Below are 24,587 nucleotides of genomic sequence, written 5' to 3'. Positions count from 1 at the left end.
TCTATCCTTCAAGTGGTTGATTCGATGGCGCGCCGGCCGATCCGCATCTGGTCCGGATCGCGGTATGGTGCGGTGCTGGTGAGCCATGTGCTCCAGCCGACCCGGGTCGTGCCACCCAGCGCCAGTGGCGGCACGTCTTCCTTTTTCAGGATCAGCCGCACATCCCAGTCGAGCGCCAGGCCGGCGTACATCCTGATCCAGTCGCGCAGGCGCCGCAGGCTGTCGCCGCCGGGCATGAAGCGGCGGTAGTCGTCGTATCCCAGCGGGCCGATGACGACGCGAAATTTGTGCTGGCAGTCCCACACCTTGCGCCCCAGCACCAGCGATGCACCGAGCCGGTTGCCGTCGCCGCCGGCGCCGATCCTGCTGTGGATCTCAAGCGGCAGCGCCATCCAGTGGCCGACGAACTGCTCGATGTGCAGCGGCAGCTGGAAGTATTCGCGCAGGATGGTGGCCAGGCCCGACGCCGGCCGCGTCCTGCCGCCGAGCAGGCCGGCGAAATGCAGCTTGGCGAAGTCGCCGATGTGGTCGCGGTTGCGCAGCGCCGGCGCGCCGATGCCGAACAGGCTGCCGACGAACACCGAGAAGCGGTCGCCGTCGGCGCGGTCAAGGCTGATCGCCGGCTCGGCGCTGGCGCGCGCCCGGTAGAACAGCGACAGCATGCGGTGGTGGAAAACGTCGAGGAAGGCCAGCATCGTCGCGTCGCCGCCTTGGCGAAGCCGGTCGCGCACGTATTCGGTGAGGTGGATCGGCAGCGGCCCGTTGGCGCCGAGCAGGCCGAAGAAATTGACCGCCAGGCGGGCGCGCGCTTCGCCGCTGGCGCGGGTGAACTGGCCGAGCGTGGTCGCGTGGAAGACTAGCGCCGGATCCTGGCCGAAGCGAACCGCGTCGTCGCGCGGGCGCAGCGAGGCGCCAATGCGCGGCAGCTGCGGGTGGGCGTTTTCGATCAGCCGCAGCACCTGGAAAAAATCCATGCGCGCGGCCTGCCGCTCGAGCAGCGCGTCCAGTTCTACAGGATCGGGCATGCGCCTCCCTTCGCCGGCCAGCGCATGATTTCGCCGCGACCGAGCGTACGGATCACCGTTTCGGTGAATGAGTTGATCGATACGTACTGGGCGAAAAATTCGCTCAGCACGGCGCCCAGCAGGAATGGGCCGGTACCCTCGAAGGCGGCGTCGTCGAGCGTGACGCTGATCTGGATGCCGCGGCCGAACGTGATCGGGCCGGGCGACGGCATGCGCCGGGTGACCGGCGTGGACGCGATCGAGCGCACGCCTTCGACCTGGCGCTGGGCGTTCAGGTCGGCCGGGTGGCAATACAGCGCGAGCAGTTCGCGCAGCGCCGCCGCGCCCTGCAGCGGGTCGCTGTCGGCCAGCGACAGATAATTGAGCGACAGCTGGTTGAGCAGGCGCCAGGCCACGCTGCCCTCGGCGAACGACGGATACGGCTGGCTCGGGCCGGACAGGCAGCGCACCGAGGTCACCGGCGCGCCGGCGTCGAGGATGAAGTCGGTCTTGCCGACGCCGATCGGCATCGACAGCGGCAGGTCGCGGTTGGTGCACCACACCGACAGGCCAAGCTGGCGCAAGTCGCCGCTGTACGGCGCTTCGGCGGCGTCGACGATCGAGATGAACGCCTCGCTGCCGATGTAGCTCGAGCGCGGGCCGTCGCGCCGCTGGCGCTGCGACACCACGCGCTGCTCGCGGCGGATCTGGAAGAACGCCTTGTCCTGGTGCAGCGCGCCGATGTCGCGCGCCGTGTAGAACGGCTGGAACTGCTGCACCGAATCGGGCCCGCTGCCGTAGCCGGTCACGGAATCGACCTGGAACACCTCGTAGTCCATCGGCCGGGTGCGGTCCACCAGCACGTGGTATTCGAATTGTTCGCCGCTGATGTTGATGCGGTCGGCGCGGCGCTGGAACAGGTTCACCACCGGCGTGCAATGCAGCGCAAAGTTGGAGGCGTCGAGCGTCTTTTCGAGCTGGGCGTCGGTGCGGCTGAGCAGGATGGTGATGTCGACTTCCTTGTCGGCGCACTGGCGCAAGGCCGCTTGCAGGCCGCGCAGTTCGATAAAGTGAAAGCGCGGCGCAAAGGCAAAATACTCCTGCAGCAGCCGGTAGCCCTGGAAAGTGCGCCCGCCGCCTGGCAGCAGCGCCTCCGCCTCGTCGAAGCCAAGCGGCTGCAAAGCGCCGCGCGGCAGCAATACGCCGCTGTGACCAGGCGGCGCGACCAGCACGCCTTCGACGCTGCCCAGCAGCTTTTCGACAATCCGCACCGGCAGGTCGTCGGCGCCGCGCAGGTGCAGCGACAAGCGGTCGAGCGGCAGGTCGCGAAATGCAGCTGCGCTGGTGCGCAGGCGCAGGCGAACGCCGGCCTTGACTGCCGGCGGCAGGGTCAATCCTGCCTGGGCGCCGCTGTGCGTGAAATAGCGCGCCTCGACCAGTTCGACCGGCCACAAGGTCAGCGCGTGCGCGCTGCGGTATTCGCAGGCCGTGTTGTCGCCTTTGCCAAGCACGCTGCGCATCGCGCTGCCGGCCGGGATCGCCACGCCTTTTTGCAACGCCGGATTGGTCAGGTCCGGTTGCAGCTGCAGCACCGCCATCGACGGCGTCGGCGCCAGGAAATGGGGATACACCAGTTCCGACAGGTGCTGGGTGAAGCGCGGGAATTCGGCGTCGATCTTCAGCTGGACTCGCGCGGCGAGGAAGCTGAAGCCTTCCAGCAGCCGCTCGACGTACGGGTCGGCGCACTCGAAACGGTCGAGGCCCAGGCGGCCGGCGATTTTCGGATAGTCCTGGGCGAACTCGCCGCCCATTTCGCGCAGATGCTGCAGCTCCTGGCTGTAGTAGCGCAGAAAGCGCGGGTTCATGGCGCCCTCCCCGGTTCGGTTTCGGCCAGCACCACGGCGCCGCGTTCGAGATCGACCACGGTTTTCAGGTACAGCCGCTCCGGATACGGCTGCGCCCACAGGTCGGCTTCGATCTCGAAAGTGAGCTTGTTGGTGTCGACGTTGCCGGCCGACGCCTTCACCGACACGGTGGCGCGGATCAGGCGCGGCTCGAAGTCCCAGATGGCCTGGCGAATCGCGCGTTCGAGCGCGGCCACGTCGAGGCTGGCCTGCGAATGTCCCGACAAGTCGGGCACGCCGTAGTTGAGCACCGAGTTTGCCAGGTGCGGCAGCTTGCCTGCGTCCCGCACCGACAACAGGTTGGTCGTGTTGAGCAGCCAGGCGAGGTCGCGCAGCACGCCTTGGCGCAGCGTGCGCAGCGACAGCACGCGCCGCTCGCGCGGTTCGCTGTCGGTGCTGGGCTCGTCGTCGCTGAGGCGGTCCAGCAAGGACGGCTGCAGCCGCTCGCGTGGCGCCAGTTCAGCCATGGTGCGAATCAGAGACAGGATCAAATGCAATGGCGCGCACGTCCATCAGCGCGTGGTCGTCGCGGTCGCTGACCAGCATGCGCTGGCCACGTCCGCGGCCGCTGTCGTCCCACTCGGTGCGGCGCGCCAGCAGCAGGGCGGCGTCGCCGCCGGCGTCATCGTCGTGGTAGCGGGTCGGAATCAGGCCGACCGTCTGGGCGCCGTTGGACCAGGTGAACGACGCCGCCGTCCACACGGTATCGCGCAGGTCTTCCGGTTCTTCGAGGTCGATGCGGCTGATGCGGAAAAACGGAATCCAGAAGTAGCGGCCGTTGACGATCGCCTCGAGCACGGGGCCAAGGCGCTGGTCGGCGTCCGCCAGCCATGCGAAGCGCTTGCCGTCGATGGTGCCGGACGACGCCGGCGCAGTGTCGAACGCGGCGGCCCGGATGGCCGCGGCGCGCGCGGGATCGTTGGCGTCGTGGCTCAGCGCCTCGACCAGCTGCGCCAGCCAGGCCTGCGGCTCGCCGAAGATGAGCGGCGCGCGCTTGCCGGCGAAGATCTCGGAGCGCAGCGCCTCGCACTGGATCGCCTCGCGGTAGGTCTGCACCATCGGCAAAGCGCCGGCATCGAGTTCGCCCGCCACATTGAGCTGCGTGAGTGAGCGGCCCCACTGGCCCATGACCGCCAGCAGCTGGAACAGGAAGATCCGCAGCTTGACGTCGGCCGCATCCTTGCGCACCGCATCCTGCAGCGCGGCCAGCGCGGCGCCCGGATTACCGTCTCGAACAAGCTGTTGCGCAAGCATGCGTAGCTCCTTTCATTGTTAGACAGTGCGGCGCTGCCAAGGTGCGGCGGCAGCGCAGCTTTTCCGCACGATCAAGCGACGTTGCCGTCGTTCTCGGCGATGTTCCAGGTGAAGGTCTTGTCGCCGGCAACCGTGCCCTTGCTGTCTTGCGGCGTGTACGCGAACGTCACCTTGCCGAAATTGAGCGTGACGTTTTCAGTCAGGCGGTCTTCGCCGCCGCTGCCGCCGGTCGATACCGACGTCACCAGCACTTCTTCCATCGTGATCAGGATGTACTTGCTCTGGCCTTCGCCGGCCTTGCGTACCATCAGCACCGCCTTCTCCAGGTGGGAGCCCTTGGCCAGCGCGTTCATCAGCGCGTTCGACGAGGCGTCGATATATTTGGTGAACGACAGGTCCTGGAAGTTGGCCTTGCCGGCGCCGCCGCCGCCGCCGGTGTGGGTGGTGCCGGACTGGCTCATGCCCCAGCTCCACGCCAGGATGTCGATGTCGCCGGCCTTGCCCTGCGTCTTGTCGCGCGACTCGCCCTTGATGGCGCCCATGTTGATGAACATATCTAATGCCATGTCATTCTCCTTTTGTGCCAGTCACCATTGGCTGGCGTGGTGGAACATCCCAAAGCGTGGACGGATCGCGCCCACGCTGCATAAACGCGAAACGTCTAGCCTTTTGCCGACGGCAGCTTCGACACCAGGCGCAGCGACACGGTCAGGCCTTCGAGCTGGTAATGCGGACGCAGGAAGAACTTCGACGTGTAGTAGCCCGGGTTGCCCTCGACTTCTTCAAGCACCACTTCGGCGGCCGCCAGCGGCTTCTTGGCCTTGGTCGCTTCGCTCGAGCTGGCCGGGTCGCCGTCGACGTACTGCATGATCCACTTGGTCAGCCAGCGCTGCATTTCGTCCTTTTCCTTGAACGAGCCGAGCTTGTCGCGCACGATGCACTTGAGGTAGTGGGCGAAGCGGCAGGTGGCGAACAGGTATGGCAGGCGCGCTGCCAGGTTGGCGTTGGCGGTGGCGTCCGGATCGTCGTACTCGGCCGGCTTGTGCAGCGATTGCGCGCCGATGAAGGCGGCAAAATCGGTGTTCTTCTTGTGCACCAGCGGCATGAAGCCGTTGGCCGCCAGCTCCGCTTCGCGCCGGTCTGAAATGGCGATCTCGGTCGGGCACTGCATGTCGACGCCGCCGTCGTCGGTCGGGAAGCTGTGCACCGGCAGGCCTTCGACCGCGCCGCCCGACTCGATGCCGCGGATGCGCGAGCACCAGCCGTATTCCTTGAACGAGCGGTTGATGTTGACCGCCATCGCGTAGGCCGCGTTGGCCCAGGTGTAGTTCTTGCTCGCTGCGGCCGACGTGTCTTCCTCGAAGTCGAATGCTTCGACCGGATCGGTCTTGGCGCCGTATGGCTGGCGTGCCAGGAAACGCGGCATGGCCAGGCCGACGTAGCGCGAGTCCTCGGACTCGCGGAACGAGCGCCACGCGGCGTGTTCGGGCGTCTGGAAGATCTTGGTCAGGTCGCGCGGATTGGACAGCTCCTGCCACGATTCCATCAGCATCACCGATGGCGCGGCGGCGGCGATGAACGGCGCGTGGGCGGACGCGGCCACCTTCGACATTGCGGTCAGCAGCTCGACGTCCGGCGGGCTGTTGTCGAAGTAGTAGTCGGCGACGATGGCGCCGAACGGCTCGCCGCCGAACTGGCCGAATTCTTCCTCGTACATCTTCTTGAAGACCGGGCTCTGGTCCCAGGCGGTGCCCTTGAATTTCTTCAGCGTCTTGCCCAACTCGTTTTTCGAGATGTTCATCACGCGGATCTTCAGCATCTCGTCGGTCTCGGTGTTGTTGACCAGGTAGTGCAGGCCGCGCCATGCGCCTTCCACCGCCTGGAACTCTGGCGCGTGCATGATCAGGTTGACCTGCTCGGTCAGCTTGCGATCGAGCGCCGCGATCAGGCCTTCGATGGTGCCGAGCACGTCGCCCGACATGATGTTGGTGCCCGCCAGCGCCTGCTCGGCGAGCGTGCGCACCGCATGCTCGACCGCTTCGCGGGCCTGGTCCGACTGCGGTTTGAATTCCTTTTGCAGCAGGCTGCCAAATTCGCTCATTTCGAGCGTGCCGCCCACCTGCGGGATTTGTTCTTGAAGTTCAGCCATCTTATCCTCCAGGGCGATAGGGATTATTCTTGTGGCTTGGGAGCCGACGTGAGGGCCTGCATCAGGGCCGGTTCGGCAAGCAGCTTGGCGATCAGGTCCTCGGCGCCGGTCTTGCCGTCCATGTAGGTCAGCAGGTTCGACAGCTGGCCGCGCGCTTCGAGCAGCTTGCCCAGCGAGCCGACCTTGCGCGCCACCGCCGCCGGCGTAAAGTCATCCATGCTCTCGAACGTCATCTCGACCGACAGGTTGCCTTCGCCGGTCAGCGTATTGGGCACCTGCACCGCCACGCGCGGCTTCATCGACTTGAGGCGCTCGTCGAAATTGTCGACGTCGATCTCGAGGAATTTACGCTCGGCCACCGGCGCCAGCGGATCTTTCGGCTGGCCCGACAGGTCGGCCATCACGCCCATCACGAACGGCAGCTGGACTTTTTTTTCGGCGCCGTAGACTTCGACGTCGTATTCGATCTGCACCCGGGGCGCGCGGTTACGCGCGATGAATTTCTGGCTGCTTTCTTTGCCCACGATTGAACCCTCCAAGAATTTAACGACACGATGACCGCCTGCTCACTTGATTTAACTGCCCTCCTCGTTCGAACCGTCCGCCCCCTTGAACACCATCAGCTGGCTCATGCCGTCGGGCGCGATGTCGGCGATGATCTCGAGGAAGCTCTTGGGGACCAGGCGCCTGGCCCGTTCCAGCAGGATCGGCAGCGGGCTTGACGGCTCGTGCTGCCGGTAATACGCGATCAGTTTGTCGAGCGTGCGCACGACGTCGTCGCGGCTGGCGATGTCGCCGCTGATGCGTGCCGGCGCGGCGGGCCCGGACGGCGCGGCAGCCGTATCGGCCACGCCCACTGCGGCGACGGCTGCGGCAGGCGCCAGCCGGCTGGCCAGGAAATCGCGGCCGCGGCGCAGCGGCCGGGTCAACTCGTCTAGATTGAGCGCCTGCGAACTGCCGACCTGGCGCACCAGCAGCGTTTCGATGTTGACCACGCTGTCGAGCGCGCGCTGCAGCTTGTCCACTGCCGCCGCCAACGCGCCGGGGACCAGGTCGGCCAACGCCAGTTCGATCGACGCCACCGCCAGCTTTTGCTCGCCGTCGGCTGCGGCCAGGTCGCCTTGCGCGATGTCGAGCCTGCGCATGCTGAGCGGGCCGAGGCCGGGCAGCACGAGCAGGCTGGCCTCGCGCAGTTCGCGCAACAGCGAGGTGCGGTCGGTCAGCACGGCGAGCGAATTGATGCGCAGCGTCGGATCCATGCCGTCGTCCGCGTCGAGCTGCGGGTGCACGCTGTCCCAGCGTTCGTCGAGCAGGCGTTCGAGCATGCGCATGCCGTCGGCCAGGCCATCGAGGCCATGCAAGGCCACCTGGGCGCGCATCAGATGAAGCACCAGGCGCAGGTCGCGGCTGCGCTCGAGCAGGCCGCTGGCGAGGCGGTCGACCGCTTTCCAGTCGGGCTGCGTGGCCGCGCTGATGGTGTCGCCGTACTGGACTTCGGGCTTGCCCTGTACCGCCTGCTCGAGTTCGACGAACACCGGATCGTATTCGAGATTGGGGCCGCATGGCGCGGTGGCGTCGACTTCGCGCAGCACTGCGTCGACGTCGACCTTACTCATCCAGGCACCCCATCAAATAGCACATCGCCCTAGCCTTCCTGGAAAAAAAAGGCGCACGCATACAGCACAACGCATGCGACCCGCATACCCGTTCATGTTCACCGTTGGCTACCAAATCCGGCTGATCTGTGCTTTCACTATACGGTACGATTTGCGCGGAAATTATGTTTTTTTGGAAGCTTGTGTATTGAAAACTACACAAACATGCGCAGTGAATAGCGCGGCTTTTCGGTGATTTTCCGGACAGGAAAGATGCTGTTCCGAGCGCCACAGAATGTTGACTTACGGTGTCTTCCGATCAAATGCGTCAGGCATAAAAACCACCGCACTTCGCGCCCGTTGAGCGGTCTAACAGTATCGATCGGAGGATGAATAATGGAAGTAGAACTGAAGCTGGTAATCGATCCACAGGATCAAGACGCACTGTTGCAGCATCCGCTGCTCAATGGGCAGTCGGCGTCGGCGCCGCGCGAGCAAACCGTGTCGGACACCTATTTCGATACACCGGACCTGCGCCTGCGCCAGAGCGACATCGGCCTGCGCGTGCGCAGCGTCGACGGCGGCTGGGTGCAGAACATCGAGCACGGCGACAGCGTGCATGGCGCCATCCATTTTCGCCACGAGTGGGCGTCGCCCGTCAGCGGCGCCACGCCGGAACTGCGGCGCCTGCGCGAGGTCGTCGACGACAAGCGTACCCGCCGCAACGTGCTCGACGCTGCCGCGAGCGGGAAAGGCCTGGCGCCCGTGTTTACCACGACGGTCAGGCGCATCGCGTGGGAACTGCACCCGCAAGAAGGCGGCCTCATCGCGCTCGCCTTCGACCAGGGCCGGCTCGAATGCGACGGCAAGGACAGTTCGATCCACGAACTCGAGCTCGAGATGAAGTCGGGCGACCCGGCGCACCTGTTCGACCTGGCACTGGCGCTGCAAAACGATATCCCGCTGCAGATCGGCACCCGCAGCAACGCCGACCGCGGCTACGCCTTGCTCGCGCCGGCCGTGCCGGCAGCGGTCAAGGCCACCAGGCTCGCGCTGACACGCGACATGACGGCCGAACGAGCCTTCCAAGAAATAATGTTCAACACGACCGCGCAGATCCATGACAACGCCGAAGGTGTGGCCGAGCGGCATGACGTGGAGAGCCTGCACCAGATGCGGGTCGGCATGCGGCGCCTGCGCTTGGCGCTGAGCATGTACAAACGCCTGCTGCGCCTTCCTGTGGAGTTGCAGCAGGAACTAGACTGGCTGGCGACCGAGCTGGGCGGCGCACGCGACTGGGACGTGCTGGCCGGCTCGACTTTGCCAACGCTGGCGCGGCAGCTGGCCGAGCCGCGGCAGATCGATGCGGTGCGCGGCGCGGCAGAGGAAAATGCGCGGCAACACCGTGAGGCGGCGGCCGCTGCCGTCGCCTCCCCCCGCTACACGCGGCTCATGCTGGGCATCAATCGATGGGTCCAGGCGATGGACTGGCATGACGAGCTGCCTTCGCTCAAAGGCGGGGAAAAGCAGCTGATGGCGCCGGTAATGGCGTTTGCCAGCGCGACGCTGAAGCGCAACCGGCGCCGGTTGCATTCGCGCGGGACCAATCTGGACCGCGCAACGGTCGAGGCGCGGCACCGGGTGCGCATCGCCGCCAAGAAAAACCGTTATGCGGCCGAGTTCTTCGGGTCCCTGTTCTCGCCCAGGCAGGTCAAGCCTTACGTCAAGGCCCTGACTTGCCTGCAGGACGAACTCGGCTTGCTCAACGATGCGGCCGTCGCCGATCGCCTGCTGTCCGGCATTGCCGACGCACGACCTGATCTGTCGGCGGAGGTCGGATTCATCACGGGCTTCATGACGGCGGCCACAGTCGGGCGCAACAAAGAGATCTCGACGCTGTGGAAACGCGTCGACAAGATGCGTGTACCTGGCTGAATGCTATTGCTGCGCCGAACGGTGGTCGGAGGCGAGCCAGGCGCGCACCCGGTTGGCATCCGCCGCGCGCGACATGCTGCCCTGGGAGTCGAGGAACACCATGACGACATCGCGGCCGCCAATTTCAGTGTGCAGGACCATGCAGCGTCCGGCTTCCGAAATGTAGCCGGTCTTTTGCAGGTCGATATCCCAGCTGGCGTTCGAGATGAGCCGGTTGCTGTTGTGGTAAGGGGTGGTGTGGCCGGCCTGTTGAATCGTATGGTCTTCATCCGTCGAGTATTCCCGGATCAGCGGATGGCGCTGGGCGGCGACCACCAGTTTGGCCAGGTCGCCGGCGGTCGACACGTTGGCGCTCGACAGTCCGGTCGGTTCGACATAGCGCGTGCGCGTCATGCCGAGCGACTTGGCCCTGGCGTTCATCGCCGCCACGAAGGCGCGGGCGCCGCCGGGAAAGTTGCGGCCGAGTGCATTGGCCGCCCGGTTCTCGGAGCTCATCAATGCGAGGTGCAGCATCGCCGAACGTGGCAGCCTGGTGCCGACGCGCAGTCGCGAGGTGGAATTTTTCATACGGTCGATGTCGTCATCGGTAATGGCGATGACTTCGTCCATGTCTTGCCTGGCTTCGACAACGACCAGCGCGGTCATCAGCTTGGTCAACGAGGCAATCGGCATGACCGACTCGGCATTTTTTTCAAACAGCACCACGCGCGTAGCCGGATCGAGGATCAGCACGGCGTTCGATGCGAGCGCGGCCGGATGATCGGACTGGACGGTCGCGGCGCGGTAGTGCTGGTGGGCCCGTGGGCGCTTGATGCGCACGACCTGGCGCGCGGAGGTGGCCGGCACTGCCCGGGTCGCCTTTAGACGCTTCCCGCGCGCCTTGACGGCAGGCGGCTTGCGCGCGGTCGCCTTGGCGGCCTTGACGGTCTTGGCGGGCGCGCCAGCCCGTACCACCTTGCCCGCCTGCGCGCGACTGCGACCGGCCTCAGCCTGAACCGGCAGGGAAAACCCTGCCGTCAATACCAACATCATCAACCAAACCAACCTGAGCATTGCGTAATCCGATAAGTAGCGCCGGCATACTGCCGGCGAGACGTATTGTAGACCAGGTTGTCAGATGCTAGCAACGCCGCAGACGAGTTCGCCTGAAATCACAGCTGGAACTTGCCGTGTTCGCCAGGCTCGACTTCCGGCGTGGTGCCTGTGATGGCAGCTTTTGCGATGTCGAACATGCTGGTCATCTTGTTGTCGTTCGAGTCCCAGTAGTGCACTGAACGGGCCGCAACCCGCACCAGCACGACGTGCGGATCGTCGACGCCGTTCGGGAACCAGGCGGCAACCATCGGATTCCACAGTTCCTTGATGCGGGCGCGGTCGACAACGCGTTCGGCGGTGCCGCTGATGGACACGAACAGCATGTCTTCAGGTTCGGCGAAGCTGACGTTGACTTTCGGATTGGCGGCGATGTTTTCCCACAGGTCGGTCAGGGTCGAGGTGTAGAACCACAGGCCGCCTTCGCTGTCAATTTCCTGGTTGGTCATCGGCTGGCTGGTCAGGTGACCGTGCTGATCGACGGTTGTAAACATGCCGAACCGTACCGGCTTGATTTTGGCGGCGAGTTCGGCGACGTGGTTTGCATGGTCGAGTGTGGACATGGGATATTCCTCTTGGATAACTGTTGAATAAGTAGTCATCGTAGTCGTTGTCGTGGACAAATTCTGTGCGGCCGCGTACGCAGCGGAAGGATCGGTGGACCAGGCGAAGAAAACGCTGGTGTCAGGTCTGACATTCGGACATTTGTCCGAATGTCAAACCTTGCAAGACAGGCGAAAAAAAGCCCGGTCCGCTTACGCGGCCGGGCTTTCTGTTCGCCAAACGAAGATCAGTTGGCGGCGGTGACGGCACCAGCAGGCTTGACCAGGACCTTGACCTTGGCCTTCTGCTTGAGCATCTCGGTGTAGTTGTACATGTCCTGCTGGCCCAGCGCATTGCTGATCTGCTCGACCTCGGCCTTGCGGCGCTCGGCATCGGGCACTGCTGCCTGCGACATCTTGCCGATGCGGTACACGCCATAGCCCTGGCCTGGCACGTCCACACCGACATAGGCCGGCAGCTTGGTGACGTCGGCCTTCAACACGGCCATTGCCGCCGCTGGGTTGATTGGCGGCTGCTTGCTGCGGCTCACCACTTTCGCTTCCCCGAAGCCGGTAGCGTCGCCGCTGGCCTTGGCTGCTGCCATCTTCGCCTCGCCGGCCTGGCGGGCCAGTTTCGCGGCCTCTTCGACGGTGACGCGCTGCCGAATCGCATCGGCTACTTCAGCCAGCGGACGCTTCGACGCCGGCTTGAACTCGATCACGCGGCCTGCAATCAGCACGTTCGGGCCGGCCTGTACGGCTTCGGTGTTGCGCTTGTTCTTCAACGACTCTTCCGAGAAGATCGCGGCCAGGAATTTTGGCGAATTGAACGGCGCGGCGCCCAGTGCCGGCGACGGCGTGCGGGTCAGGCTGTCGATCGTCTCGACCTTCAGCTTGAACTTGTCGGCGGCCGGCTTCAGGCTGTCCGACTGCTCGTACAAGGTGTTGCTGAACGCTTCGGCCAGCTCCGAGTACTTCTTCGACATCTTCTGTTTCTTCAGTTCTTCGGCGATCGCTGTCTTGGCTTCCTCGAGCGGCTTGACGGCAGCCGGCTTGAGCGAGGTTACGGTGATGATGTGGTAGCCGTACTCCGACTGCACCACGTTGCTGATCTCGCCTTGCTTGAGCTGATAGATCGCGTCTTCGACCGGCTTGACGAAGGCGCCCTTTTCGACCGTGCCGAGGTCGCCCCCGAGTTCAGCCGAACCCGGATCCTGCGACTCGGCCTTGGCCAGCCTGGCGAAATCCGCCGGGTTCTTGCGCAGCTGCGCGAGGATCGCTTCGGCCTTGGCCTGGGCGGCTGCTTTTTCAGCTGCCGGCGCGTCCTTCTTGGCGTTGATCAGGATGTGGCTGGCAACGCGCAGTTCGCCGGTCGAGAAATTGTTCAGGTTCTTGGCGTAGAAATCGGCCACTTCCGCGTCCGTCACGGCGACCTGGCTTTCGACCGTCTCCGGCGTGAACAGAACGTACTCGGCTTTGACCTGCTCCGGAATCTGGAACATGGTGCCGTTCTTGTCGTAGAACGCCTTGATCATCTCGTCGGTGACCTTGACTTGCGAAATGTATTGAGCAGCCGGGAAGACCAGTTCCTGGACTTCACGTTCCTGATCGTTGATGTCGGACAGGCGTGTAGTGACCGAGCGTGGCGCGAATGCGGTCGACTGCACCGCGCCGCTGATCTGGGCCAGCGCCATGTCGCGGCGTACGCGGGCGTCAAGGCCTGGCGTGGTCAGGCCGAGGCTGGCGGCGGTTTGCTTGTACTGGTTGACGTCGCCGTTGAACTGTTCGGCGTAGACCTTGGCCAGCGTGGCGTCGGTGATCGTCAGGTTGCGGCGGGCCACTTCGGCTGCCAGCGCGCGCTCGGCGATCAGGTTGTCGAGGATGGCCTGCTTCGCTTCCGGCGTTTCGAACATCTTCTGGTCGAAGCGTTCGCCGAGCATCTGGCGATAGCGGTCCATCTGGTTGCGCTGGGCGGTGTCCCATTCCTGCTGCGTGATTTTTTGTCCGTCCACGTTGGCGACCGCATTGGCGTCGTCGCCCTTGTTCTCGTAGCTGCTGACGCCGACCAGCACGAACGATGGCACGATCAGCAACATGAGTAAAACCTGCATGAAGCGCTTGTGGTTACGAATAAATTCAAACATGGTCAGCCAAGTCTTGTTGAGAGAATGCGATTAAACGGTGCATACGAAAAAAAAGGCGAACTCTCGTTCGCCTCTTCTTCTTTTGGCGGAAAGGAAATTCCCTCATGGGGCAACTTCGAATCTACCTAATGCTGGCGGAGCGGACGGGACTCGAACCCGCGACCCCCGACGTGACAGGCCGGTATTCTAACCAACTGAACTACCACTCCTAATCTGTGTATTTTATGGCGGAGCGGACGGGACTCGAACCCGCGACCCCCGACGTGACAGGCCGGTATTCTAACCAACTGAACTACCGCTCCTAAAAATACGCTTTGCTGCTTCTACCTGGCCGCACCTTGCGGTTTGCCCAGCTAGCCTCCGACGTTTGTCACCACATCGGAGGACATTAGTTTACTGCATCTTTGAGTGCTTTGCCAGCTTTAAATTTCGGCACCTTGGCGGCCTCGATCTTGATCGCCTCGTTGGTACGCGGATTGCGTCCGGTACGCGCGGCGCGCTCGCCGACGGTGAAGGTGCCGAAGCCGACCAGCGTGACACTGTCGTTGTTCTTCAGGCTGGTGGTTACCGCGTCCATCATGGCGTCGAGCGCGCGTGTGGCGGATGCCTTGGTAATGTCCGCCGACTTCGCGATTTCTTCAATCAATTCTGCTTTGTTCACTCGGTTCCTCGTCGCCTGGTGTGATGCCGCGATACTGCGCCATCTGGTTTGCTTCAATCCTGCCTGATTCGCGCGGCCCGCGCGGCGGAAAAAATCCGCAGGCCGTATTAAACAAGCTGGGCCTCCCGCGTGTCAAGGAAGATTGCTGCGCTTGTATATGCGCCCGCTATAAAAACAGGCGCCACGAAGGCGCCTGATCTACCTGCCGAGTAAGACTGCCGGGGCTTAGTGCTTCACCACGTCGGTCTGTCCATCCGTTTGCGGCGCTGCGGTAACGGCAGCCACCGGCGGAGTGTCGACGACCGCTTCCGGCATGCGTTCCAGGGCGATCTCGAGCACTTTATCGATCCAGCGAACCGGGACGATTTCGAGCTTGTTTTTCACGGTATCCGGAATTTCAGCCAGGTCCTTGACGTTCTGTTCCGGGATCAGCACCGTCTTGATTCCGCCGCGATGCGCCGCCAGCAGTTTCTCTTTCAGGCCGCCGATCGGCAGGATCTCGCCGCGCAGTGTGATCTCGCCGGTCATCGCCACATCGGCGCGTACCGGGATGCCGGTAAATACCGACACCAGCGCCACCGTCATCGCCGCGCCGGCCGATGGACCGTCCTTTGGCGTTGCGCCTTCCGGCACGTGGATGTGAATATCGGCTTTCTCAAACACGTCGTTACGGATGCCGAGGCGATTGGCACGCGAGCGAACCACCGTGCGCGCCGCTTCGATCGACTCTTTCATGACGTCGCCCAGGGTACCGGTGCGGATCACGCCGCCCTTGCCCGGCATCTGCACCGCCTCGATGGTGAGCAAATCGCCGCCCACTTCGGTCCATGCGAGACCGACCACCTGGCCGACCTGGTTCTCTTTTTCGGCGACGCCGAAATCGTAGCGCCGCACGCCGAGGAACTTGTCGAGATTCTTGCCGTTGATGAGGACCTTTTTATCGGACGCCTTCAGCAGCAGCATCTTGACGACCTTGCGGCAGATCTTCGAGATTTCGCGCTCGAGCGAGCGCACGCCGGCTTCGCGGGTGTAATAACGGATGATGTCGCGCAGGGCCGATTCGTCGACCTTGATCTCGTCTTCCTTCAGCCCGTTCGCCTTGATCTGCTTCGGCAGCAGGTAGCGCTGCGCGATGCTGGTCTTCTCATCTTCGGTGTATCCGGACAGGCGGATCACTTCCATCCGGTCGAGCAGCGCCGGCGGGATGTTATACGAGTTCGACGTCGCCACGAACATCACGTCCGACAGGTCGAAATCGACTTCAATGTAATGGTCCGAGAACGTGTGGTTCTGTTCCGGATCGAGCACCTCGAGCAGCGCCGACGATGGATCGCCGCGGAAGTCCGCGCCCATCTTGTCGATTTCGTCGAGCAGGAACAGCGGGTTGCGCACGCCGACCTTGGCTAGCGATTGCAGCACCTTGCCCGGCATCGAACCGATGTACGTACGGCGGTGGCCGCGGATCTCGGCCTCGTCGCGCACGCCGCCAAGCGCCATGCGGACGAACTTGCGGTTCGTGGCGCGGGCGATCGACTGGCCGAGCGAGGTCTTGCCGACGCCCGGAGGGCCGACGAAGCACAGGATCGGAGCTTTGAGCTTGTCGACGCGCTGTTGCACCGCGAGGTACTCCAGGATGCGTTCCTTGACCTTGTCGAGGCCGTAGTGATCGCCCTCGAGCACTTTCTCGGCGTTGGTCAGGTCATTGTTGACCTTCGACTTCTTTTTCCACGGCAGGTTCACCAGGGTGTCGATGTAGTTGCGCACGACGGTCGCCTCGGCGGACATCGGCGACATCAGCTTGAGCTTCTTGAGCTCGTTGGTGGCCTTGTCGAGTGCCTCTTTCGGCATCTTGGCGGCAATCACCTTCTTCTCGAGTTCGTCGATGTCGGCGCCGTCTTCGCCCTCGCCCAGTTCTTTCTGGATGGCCTTGACCTGCTCGTTGAGGTAGTACTCGCGCTGCGACTTTTCCATCTGGCGCTTGACGCGGCCGCGGATGCGCTTTTCGACCTGCAAGATGTCGAGTTCGCCTTCAAGCTGGCCGAGCAGGTGCTCGAGGCGCTTGGCGACGTTGAAGATCTCGAGGATCACCTGCTTTTGTTCGAGCTTGAGCGGCAGGTGGGCGGCGACGGTGTCGGCCAGGCGGCCGGCGTCGTCGATGCCCGCCAGCGAAGCGAGGATCTCAGGAGGAATCTTTTTGTTCAGTTTGACGTACTGGTCGAACTGCTGGACGATCGCGCGGCGCATCGCCTCGACTTCGGAATCGTCGCCGATTTCCGAATTGAGCGGGGTCAGGTCGGCGATGAAATGGGTCGGCGAATCGCTGATGTGGTTGATGCGGGCGCGCTGGGCGCCTTCGACCAGCACCTTGACGGTGCCGTCCGGCAGCTTGAGCATCTGCAGGATATTTGCAACGCAACCGATCTCGTAGATGTCGGTCGGCGACGGCTCGTCCTTGGCAGCCGCCTTCTGGGCCGCCAGCATGATGCTTTTGCCCTGCTCCATCGCCGCTTCAAGCGCCTTGATGGATTTTGGCCGGCCAACAAACAATGGTATTACCATATGCGGAAAGACGACCACGTCGCGCAACGGCAGTAATGGCAGCGTCGTTTGCTCGGTTAAATTGGAAGTTGTCATGGCATACCTTATAAAAAGCGTGAATCAGATGTTGGCACTGGCTGCCTAAAAACAAGGCCGGTTTGAAAAAAATATTTCGATTTGTTATCGAATTGGATCTTCGTGCTAAAAATCACCGGCTTGGTCTAAAAGATTAAAGACAGACAAAATATAAAAAAGCCACCGCGCGGCAGCGCCGCGAGTGGCTTTTCGATTGAAGCCTGCTTCTTTTATTGAGATAAATTGTACCGCCAAGAATTCCCAGACGCAGCCCTTTTTGTTGTGTGCGGACGGGTAATTTTCAATTTTCTCCGGATGCTTTGGCAGTTTCGCTATAAATCAGTAAAGGTTTTGCACCGTTCGTGATCGTATTTTCATCAATCACGACTTTGATGACATTCTGCTGATTTGGCAATTCGTACATAACATCGAGCAAAGCGTGTTCGAGAATCGAGCGCAATCCGCGCGCACCGGTTTTGCGCGCCAATGCTTTCTTTGCAATGGCGTGCATCGCTGCTGGGCGAATTTCCAATTCAGCGCCTTCCATTTCGAGCAGTTTCGAATACTGCTTGATCAGCGCATTCTTCGGCTCGACCAGGATCTGGATCAGCGCGTCTTCCGTCAATTCGCTCAGGGTAGCTACGACAGGCAGACGGCCAACAAGTTCCGGAATCAGGCCAAATTTGATCAGGTCTTCCGGTTCCGCATCGAGCATGATCTCGCTGTTGGCGCGCTGCGCCGAGCTTTTCACGCTGGCCGAGAAGCCGATGCCGCCCTTTTCGGACCGGTTCTGGATGATTTTGACCAGACCGTCGAACGCGCCGCCGCAGATGAACATGATGTTGGTGGTGTCGATCTGCACGAAGTCCTGGTTCGGATGCTTGCGCCCGCCCTGCGGCGGCACCGATGCCATGGTGCCCTCGATCAGCTTCAGCAGCGCCTGCTGCACGCCTTCGCCCGACACGTCGCGGGTGATCGACGGATTGTCCGACTTGCGCGAAATCTTGTCGATCTCATCAATGTAGACGATGCCGCGCTGGGCCTTGTCGACCTCGTAGTTGCAGCTTTGCAGCAGCTTCTGGATGATGTTCTCGACGTCTTCGCCGACATAGCCGGCTTCGGTCAAGGTGGTGGCATCGGCAATGACGAACGGCACGTTGAGCATGCGCGCGAGCGTCTGCGCCAGCAAGGTCTTGCCGGAGCCGGTCGGGCCCACCAGCAAGATGTTGCTCTTGGCCAGTTCGACGTCGTCTTTCTTGCCCAGGTGCTTGAGCCGCTTGTAATGGTTGTAGACCGCCACCGACAAGATGCGCTTGGCGGTCTGCTGGCCGATGACGTACTGGTCGAGCAAGGCCGCGATCTCGTGCGGTGTCGGCAGGTCCGACTTGGCGCCGGCCACGGTCTCGACGTTCGAGGTCTCGTCACGGATGATGTCGTTGCACAGGTCGATGCACTCGTCGCAGATGAACACCGATGGTCCGGCGATGAGTTTCTTCACCTCGTGCTGGCTCTTGCCGCAGAACGAGCAGTACAGGAGTTTTTCGCCGCTGGAGGATTTTTTGTCTGACATGGGGCAGGTTTCTAGTAAATTACTATAAAGATAACGCTAATACGGGAGCGCAACAAGGTGCTCGTAAACTGCCATGCTACCCGAAATAAAAACGAAACGCCCGAACGTTGTAGCGCCCGGGCGTTTTTTCAGCAACACCGTTGCAAGTGCATTAGCCGCGGGTGGTCAACACTTTGTCGATCAGGCCATAGTCCGCCGCTTCGTCGCCCGACATGAAACGGTCGCGGTCAGTATCCTTGTGGATCTGCTCAACGGTCTTGCCCGTGTTGTCGGCCATCAGTTTGGCCAGGCGTTCGCGCAGGTACAGGATTTCCTTGGCCTGGATTTCGATGTCCGAAGCCATGCCCTGCGAGCCGCCCGACGGCTGGTGAATCATGATGCGCGAGTTCGGCAGCGAAAAGCGCTTGCCCTTGGTGCCCGCTGCCAGCAGGAAGGCGCCCATCGAGGCGGCCATCCCGGTGCACAAGGTCGACACGTCAGGCTTGATGAAGTTCATGGTATCGAAGATCGCCAGACCGGCCGAAACCGATCCGCCTGGCGAATTGATGTACAGCGAAATATCCTTGTCCGGATTTTCGCTTTCCAGGAACAGCAGCTGGGCCACGATCAGGTTCGCCATCTGGTCGTTGACCGGACCGACGAGGAAAATCACGCGCTCCTTCAGCAGGCGCGAGTAAATGTCGTAGGCGCGTTCACCGCGCCCGCTCTGCTCGACCACCATCGGCACCAGGCCGAGTGCTTGTGTGTCCAAAGCCGGATTGTGGTTCATGAATTCTCCTTGCGCGTTGTCTGACGATAGCTTAAAAGATTCTTAAGCTTGTGCGTTGCTTCCCATCAATTCGTCGAATGCAACTGCTTTCGCGGTTACTTTCGCCTTACCGAGCACATAGTTGACGACGTTTTCTTCCAATACAAGGGCTTCGACTTCAGCCAGGCGCCGGCGATCGCTGTAGTAGTACTTCAGCACTTCCTTCGGATCTTCGTAGCTCTGCGCGAAATCTTCGATCTGCGCCTTGACCTGCTCTTGCGTTGCCTGCAGCTTGTTGTCGCCAACCAGTTGCGACAGGATCAGTCCGAGGCGCACGCGGCGCTCGGCCTTGGTGGCGAACAGCTCTTGCGGGAATGGCATGTTCTTGACATCCATGCCGCGCTGGGTCATGTCCTGGCGGGTCATCTCGGCCAGGCGCTCGGAATCCTGCTCGATCATCACTTTCGGCACTTCCATGTCGGTGACCTTGATCAGGGCATCCATCACGGCTTCCTTGTTGCGCGCCTTGACACGGCCGGCGACTTCACGCTCGAGGTTGACCTTGATGTCGGCGCGCATTTTTTCAGCGTCGCCGTCTTCGATGCCCAGCGACTTGGCAAATTCGGCGTCGACTGCCGGCAGGTGCGCCCACTCGAGCTGCTTCAGCGTGATGGTGAACTGGGCGGTTTTGCCGGCCACGTCCTTGCCATGGTAATCCTCTGGAAATGCCAGGTCAAAAGTCTTCGACTCGCCGACCTTCAGGCCGATGGTGGCCGCTTCGAATTCCGGCAGCATGCGGCCTTCGCCGAGTACAAATGCGTAGTCTTGTGCCTGGCCGCCCGGGAATTCAACGCCGTCGATGACGCCGGTGAAATCAACCGTCACGCGGTCGTCGTTCGCTGCGATCGGCGCGCCGCCGTCGCCATGCTCGCCGGCCTCGCCCTTGGTGTGGTAATGCACGCGCTGCTTGCGCAGGATCTCGATCGTCTTGTCGATTTCGGCGTCCGACACGTCGGCCTTGACGGTCTCGATTTCGACGGCGGCGAGGTCGCCCACCGACACTTCCGGATAGACTTCGAAGGTCGCGTCGAAGGACAGGACGCCTTCAGGGCTGTCGTCCTTGGCATCGATCTTCGGGAAGCCGGCGACGCGCAGCTCGTTCTCGTTGGCGGCGTCGTTGAAGGCGCGGCCGACCTTGTCGTTGAGGACATCGGACTCGATCTGGTAGCCGTATTGGGCTGCGACCATTTTCAGAGGAACCTTGCCTGGGCGGAAGCCAGGCGCCTTGGCCGTTTTCGCCTGCTGTTTCAAGCGCTTTTCAACTTCCGTCCGGACTTCAGCCAGCGGAAAAGAGATCGTCATGCGACGCTCGAGTTTACCCAGGGTTTCGACTGCAGTTGCCATTGTAAAAATCGTCCAAAAAAAGTGTCTATATTCGTGGTGCGAGGAGGGGGACTCGAACCCCCACACCATTGCTGGCGTCAGGACCTAAACCTGGTGCGTCTACCAATTTCGCCATCCTCGCGGGATCGCAGCCGGGGCTACCGGCTGCACCTGGTCGGCCGGCCTGCACCGGCCGCCGGAAACAACAAAGGGCGCCCGACGATGAAACCGGCCGCCCTGCACTGCCTTTGCCCCTGGTCAGGGGCTACAACTTCAACCCGCTATTTTACTGGATTTTCTGACACGACAGGGTTTTTTCGTCGCCATCGAGGATGGCTGTGCGTGGCTCACCGAGGCGCGCATGGGGCAACAGCTCCCTGTGCTCGATCCGTTCGAGGAAAGACAGCGGCAAACGAAGCATTTTCCCGATGCCGTGCAGTACTTCACTTTCCAAAAATCTTTTTTCTGCGCAGCTTTACCCATATCACCAAGCCCGTCATGAAAAATGCCAAAGGCATGAATCCGAACAGGCTGATGAATATCCGTCCTCCTAAGCCAAAAGCCTCACCGGTATGCAAGGGGAACAGCCAGCTGAGGAATTTATCGCCGCCTCGGGCCCGCTCGGGATCGATCACCCGAAGCACAATGGCGTTCCCTGAATCGACGCTGATGCGCGTCGCGCCAGGCCCTTGACGAAGTTCGCCGGGCTGGCGCACGCGAATTTCAAATGGCTGGCCGGTCTTGACTGGGAAGGACACACGCGAAATGCGCCCATCTGGGAACTTTGCCTGCGCCGCGATTACCGCGCCGGCAACCGACGCGCCTTCGCCCGAGCCGCTACTCTGGTTCATTAATTTGGGATTTGGCGTCACCGGCGAAATGACGCCTACAACCGCCGTCACCCAATCCGGCATATTGAAGTAGATGCCCGACAGTGCGGAAACCAGCAGCACCGGCGCGGCGAAGAAGCCACCCGCGCGGTGCAGCCGGAAGCTGAACCGTGGCCACGACCCGCCATGCCGAACCGTCACCGCATTCCAGATCGCGGAGCCGATCAAGCGCGGCCACCATAGGATCATGCCGGTCAGTACCGTCAGCACAAGCGCGACGCCCGTCACCGCTATTGTCACCTTGCCTGTTTCACCGGCGACCATGTAACGGTGAATATGGAACAACGTCGGCATCAACAGCGGGCGCGACATTCCAAACTGCCCCCAGTTGCGCTCACCGGTTACGCGCAGAGTCGAAGGATCCATCATTACCTGGCGCGTGACGGACTGAACCCAAGGCGCCCTTCCGCGCCCAGGCGGTAACCGGTACGACGCGACGAAAACATCGCCGGCGCGTGCAGGCATTTCCAGTGTGCTCGGCTTGCCGTAGCGCGAATCGCGCACCAATGCGTCACCGACGGACTCGATCAGGGCTGGGTCGAACCGAAACGGGTCGCCCGTGCGCATTCCGGGCGGCGGAGCCACATGCAACAGGTCCGGGTTGAAGAGCACGTCGAGCTCGTGCATCCAGCTTAGCGCAGATCCGGTCAACCCAAGCACGACGAGAACTGTGCCAAACACGAGGCCTGTCCACAGATGCAGGGCGAGGGCGAAATTTTTCATATGAGTATCAGAGCAAGTTTTACCGATGAGAATAAATGAGAATAGTTCTCAATACACTTGAAGAAGTGAATGATAATGGTTATCATTCTCATTTTACATTGTTCTGCGGGAAAGATCACCGCACAATTTTTAAGGACTGTAATCGTATGCCCTCAATCAAGCCCGTCGCCCTTGCCGTTGCTTTCGCGTGCCTGGCCATGGCGACAGCCGATTCCCTTGCCCAGCAGGCAGATATCAATGCAGAGGGCCTGACGGCTCAAGTCGTGGTGACTGCCACGCGCGGCGAAAAAGCCATCGACAAAATCCCCGGTGCGATTGCCGTCATCAGCCAGCAGGACCTGTCGTCGCAATATCTGATCGCGGACGATCCATCGCAGGCACTCGCCACCTTCATCCCTGGCTACGCACCGAGCCGCCAAAAAATGACCTCAACCGGGGAATCGTTGCGCGGGCGGCAACCGCTGATCCTGCTGGATGGCATTCCCCAGTCCAATCCTTTGCGCGCCGGCATGCGCGAAGGCTATTTCGCCGACAGCTTCATCATCGAACGTATCGAAGTGATCAACGGCGCATCTGCGGTACAGGGGATGGGCGCGACCGGCGGCATCATCAATTACATCACCAAGTCGCCGCGCACCAGTGGCACCACTTACGGAGTCAACGTGCGCGCTTCGACCCAGTTCCGGTCGGATAATCTCGACTGGAAGACCGGCTACTCGATCGCCCACAAGTCCGATGCCTTCGACTTCCTCGGCTATGCAGCCGTGCAACGGCGCGGCATGGGCTACGACGCAAAGGGCCGCCGTCTCGGCATTGACACAGTCCAGGGCGATACCCTTGACACTCATGGGGACGATCTGTTCTTCAAGATCGGCAAGACCTTCGGCGCACAGCGCCTGCAACTGTCGCTCAATCGCTTCAACCTTGAAGGCGACGGCGACTACATGAACGATCCCGGCATCTTGGCCGAGGGCGTTCCGACCAGCTCCCTGCCAGGCACTCCGGTGGGCATGGCTGCCCGCAACAAGGTGCGCAGCGCTAGCCTGGACTATCGCCACGCCGATCTCGCTGGCGGCAGCTTCAGCGCGCAACTGTTCAGCCACGACTTCGAGTCCTTGTACGGGGCGACCCAAGTGGCCACCTTCCAGGACACTCGCATCGCCCCGCGCGGCACCTTGTGGGATCAATCCCAGATCATTGCTGACAAACTGGGCGCGCGCGTGACTTTCGTGCGCCCGGATACACTCGTCACCGGCCTCGAGGCGACCTTTGGCGTGGATTTTCTGCGCGATCAGACCGAACAACGACTGGCGCTGACTGAGCGCACCTGGGTGCCGCTGTTGAAATTTAGTTCGACAGCGCCCTTCGCCCAACTTGAATATGAGTATGGCCCGATCACAGTGCGCGGGGGCGTGCGCCACGAAAACGCTAAACTACGTGTCGATACGTACACCACCTTGGCTGCCTATGGCAGTCGCCTTGTACAAGGCGGTTCCGCACAGTTTTCCGAGTCGGTCAAGAACGTTGGCGCGATTTGGCGCTTTGCCCCAGCGTGGTCGGCGTTCGTCGCCAGCTCCGAGGGATTTGGCTTGCCAGACGCGGGCCTGGTGTTGCGCGGGGTGGCAACGCCGGGGCAGTCCGTGTCGAGTCTGATCAGTCTTCAGCCTATCGTCACGCGGAACAATGAAATCGGCGTCAACTGGCGCGCCGCCAAGGGACAATTCGGCATTTCGCGCTATGATTCGCGCTCCAGGCTGGGCAGCGTGATCCGGATCAACTCGGCCGGAGTCGGACTTGTCGAGCGCGTTCCCACCACCGTCAAGGGCTGGGAAGTGAGCGGCGAATGGCGTCCGACCAAGCCGTTGTCGATCTCCGGCAGCTACGCCCGGACCGACGGCAAGACCGCCGCAGCTCAGGGCGCGCCGATGGACATTTCGCTTGGTGCGCGCTCGCAGGGGCCGACCAAAGCTGTGTTGGCTGCGAACTGGAAGCCGTTGCCGACGTCGCAGCTGCGTTTGCAGGCGACCCACCTGTTTAACCGCGACATCAATATCGGCCGTGTGGTCGGCACCAGCAAGCTCGAAGAACACTTCAAGGGCTACACCCTGGTCGACGCGGCCGCAACCTTTGATACGTCCCACGGCAAGTTTGGCGTGAGCATTGAGAATTTGCTCGACAAGCAATACGTTGGCTACTACTCTCAAGCGGCTGCGGCAACTGACCGTGGCAATACCTTCGCTGGTCGCGGCCGCACCCTCGCGGCAAGCTGGAGCCGCATGTTCTGATTGCCCGTGCAGTCGTCGCCAAAAACCTTGCAGCCATCGTCGAGCTGGAAGGTTTTTTTCGCTGCAGCCAGTGACATCGCTCCTTACGAAGTAGT

Annotated in this window: 20 protein-coding genes and 3 tRNA genes; 2 read left to right on the top strand and 21 right to left on the bottom strand. The window is 62.1% G+C overall.

Annotation, left to right across the window (positions count from 1 at the left end):
- Positions 1–8: 8 nt before the first annotated feature.
- The 8 genes from tssG to tssA form a co-directional block, all read right to left on the bottom strand.
- Positions 9–1,025 (bottom strand): type VI secretion system baseplate subunit TssG, encoded by a 1,017-nt coding sequence (gene tssG, locus CR105_RS10995; RefSeq protein ID WP_099788491.1) that lies wholly within the window; start codon positions 1,023–1,025, stop codon positions 9–11.
- The gene (gene tssF / locus CR105_RS10990; protein ID WP_099788490.1) at positions 1,010–2,869 is read right to left on the bottom strand and encodes a type VI secretion system baseplate subunit TssF; all 1,860 of its coding nucleotides are present in this window, start codon (positions 2,867–2,869) and stop codon (positions 1,010–1,012) included. The genes tssG and tssF overlap by 16 nt, the downstream gene beginning before the upstream one ends.
- Positions 2,866–3,375 (bottom strand): type VI secretion system baseplate subunit TssE, encoded by a 510-nt coding sequence (gene tssE, locus CR105_RS10985; protein WP_099788489.1) that lies wholly within the window; start codon positions 3,373–3,375, stop codon positions 2,866–2,868. Before tssE ends, tssF begins: the two co-directional genes overlap by 4 nt.
- A complete protein-coding gene (locus CR105_RS10980) occupies positions 3,368–4,162 on the bottom strand; it encodes a type VI secretion system accessory protein TagJ (protein WP_099788488.1) in 795 nt (264 codons plus the stop codon). The genes tssE and CR105_RS10980 overlap by 8 nt, the downstream gene beginning before the upstream one ends.
- 71 nt (positions 4,163–4,233) lie before the next feature.
- A complete protein-coding gene (locus tag CR105_RS10975; protein ID WP_099788487.1) occupies positions 4,234–4,728 on the bottom strand; it encodes an Hcp family type VI secretion system effector in 495 nt (164 codons plus the stop codon).
- Positions 4,729–4,823: 95 nt separating this feature from the next.
- On the bottom strand, positions 4,824–6,311 hold the full coding sequence (gene tssC / locus CR105_RS10970) for a type VI secretion system contractile sheath large subunit (RefSeq protein ID WP_099788486.1): 1,488 nt from the start codon (positions 6,309–6,311) through the stop codon (positions 4,824–4,826).
- Positions 6,312–6,334: 23 nt separating this feature from the next.
- On the bottom strand, positions 6,335–6,835 hold the full coding sequence (gene tssB, locus CR105_RS10965; protein WP_099788644.1) for a type VI secretion system contractile sheath small subunit: 501 nt from the start codon (positions 6,833–6,835) through the stop codon (positions 6,335–6,337).
- Positions 6,836–6,886: 51 nt separating this feature from the next.
- Positions 6,887–7,927 (bottom strand): type VI secretion system protein TssA, encoded by a 1,041-nt coding sequence (gene tssA / locus CR105_RS10960; protein ID WP_099788485.1) that lies wholly within the window; start codon positions 7,925–7,927, stop codon positions 6,887–6,889.
- Positions 7,928–8,302: 375 nt separating this feature from the next.
- Here tssA and CR105_RS10955 point away from each other — a divergent pair, with 375 nt between their 5' ends.
- Entirely contained in the window at positions 8,303–9,841 is a 1,539-nt protein-coding gene (locus CR105_RS10955) for a CYTH and CHAD domain-containing protein (protein ID WP_099788484.1), read from the top strand.
- 3 nt (positions 9,842–9,844) lie between these two features.
- Here CR105_RS10955 and pbpG read toward each other — a convergent pair whose 3' ends face one another.
- From pbpG to CR105_RS10895, 13 genes are all read right to left on the bottom strand, one after another.
- The gene (gene pbpG, locus CR105_RS10950; protein ID WP_099788483.1) at positions 9,845–10,894 is read right to left on the bottom strand and encodes a D-alanyl-D-alanine endopeptidase; all 1,050 of its coding nucleotides are present in this window, start codon (positions 10,892–10,894) and stop codon (positions 9,845–9,847) included.
- Positions 10,895–10,992: 98 nt separating this feature from the next.
- Positions 10,993–11,496, bottom strand: a complete 504-nt coding sequence (locus tag CR105_RS10945; protein ID WP_099788482.1) for a pyridoxamine 5'-phosphate oxidase family protein — start codon at positions 11,494–11,496, stop codon at positions 10,993–10,995.
- 227 nt (positions 11,497–11,723) lie between these two features.
- The gene (locus CR105_RS10940; protein WP_099788481.1) at positions 11,724–13,619 is read right to left on the bottom strand and encodes a SurA N-terminal domain-containing protein; all 1,896 of its coding nucleotides are present in this window, start codon (positions 13,617–13,619) and stop codon (positions 11,724–11,726) included.
- A gap of 132 nt (positions 13,620–13,751) precedes the next feature.
- A tRNA-Asp gene (locus CR105_RS10935) sits at positions 13,752–13,828 on the bottom strand.
- Positions 13,829–13,844: 16 nt separating this feature from the next.
- A tRNA-Asp gene (locus CR105_RS10930) sits at positions 13,845–13,921 on the bottom strand.
- 86 nt (positions 13,922–14,007) lie between these two features.
- Entirely contained in the window at positions 14,008–14,280 is a 273-nt protein-coding gene (gene hbs, locus CR105_RS10925; protein WP_099788480.1) for a non-specific DNA-binding protein Hbs, read from the bottom strand.
- 225 nt (positions 14,281–14,505) lie between these two features.
- Positions 14,506–16,914: an endopeptidase La gene (gene lon, locus CR105_RS10920; protein ID WP_099788479.1), complete on the bottom strand. Its 2,409-nt coding sequence runs from the start codon at positions 16,912–16,914 to the stop codon at positions 14,506–14,508.
- A gap of 280 nt (positions 16,915–17,194) precedes the next feature.
- Positions 17,195–18,463: an ATP-dependent Clp protease ATP-binding subunit ClpX gene (clpX, locus tag CR105_RS10915; protein WP_099788478.1), complete on the bottom strand. Its 1,269-nt coding sequence runs from the start codon at positions 18,461–18,463 to the stop codon at positions 17,195–17,197.
- A gap of 151 nt (positions 18,464–18,614) precedes the next feature.
- Positions 18,615–19,232 (bottom strand): ATP-dependent Clp endopeptidase proteolytic subunit ClpP, encoded by a 618-nt coding sequence (gene clpP, locus CR105_RS10910; RefSeq protein ID WP_099788477.1) that lies wholly within the window; start codon positions 19,230–19,232, stop codon positions 18,615–18,617.
- Positions 19,233–19,274: 42 nt separating this feature from the next.
- On the bottom strand, positions 19,275–20,615 hold the full coding sequence (tig, locus tag CR105_RS10905; protein WP_099788476.1) for a trigger factor: 1,341 nt from the start codon (positions 20,613–20,615) through the stop codon (positions 19,275–19,277).
- Positions 20,616–20,649: 34 nt separating this feature from the next.
- Positions 20,650–20,736: transfer RNA gene (locus CR105_RS10900), tRNA-Leu, on the bottom strand.
- A gap of 144 nt (positions 20,737–20,880) precedes the next feature.
- Complete coding sequence (locus tag CR105_RS28290) at positions 20,881–21,048, bottom strand: hypothetical protein (RefSeq protein ID WP_180288154.1); 168 nt, start codon at positions 21,046–21,048, stop codon at positions 20,881–20,883.
- Positions 21,038–22,207, bottom strand: a complete 1,170-nt coding sequence (locus tag CR105_RS10895) for a PepSY-associated TM helix domain-containing protein (protein WP_099788475.1) — start codon at positions 22,205–22,207, stop codon at positions 21,038–21,040. The genes CR105_RS28290 and CR105_RS10895 overlap by 11 nt, the downstream gene beginning before the upstream one ends.
- Before the next feature lie 35 nt (positions 22,208–22,242).
- Here CR105_RS10895 and CR105_RS10890 point away from each other — a divergent pair, with 35 nt between their 5' ends.
- Positions 22,243–24,492 carry a TonB-dependent receptor gene (locus CR105_RS10890; protein ID WP_229413884.1) on the top strand — a complete coding sequence of 750 codons (2,250 nt, stop codon included), beginning with the start codon at positions 22,243–22,245 and terminating at the stop codon, positions 24,490–24,492.
- The last annotated feature ends 95 nt before the right edge of the window (positions 24,493–24,587 follow it).

The sequence above is a fragment of the Massilia eurypsychrophila genome, assembly GCF_002760655.1.
Taxonomy (GTDB): domain Bacteria; phylum Pseudomonadota; class Gammaproteobacteria; order Burkholderiales; family Burkholderiaceae_D; genus JAFCUW01.
This window is presented reverse-complemented; position numbering and strand designations above follow the sequence as displayed.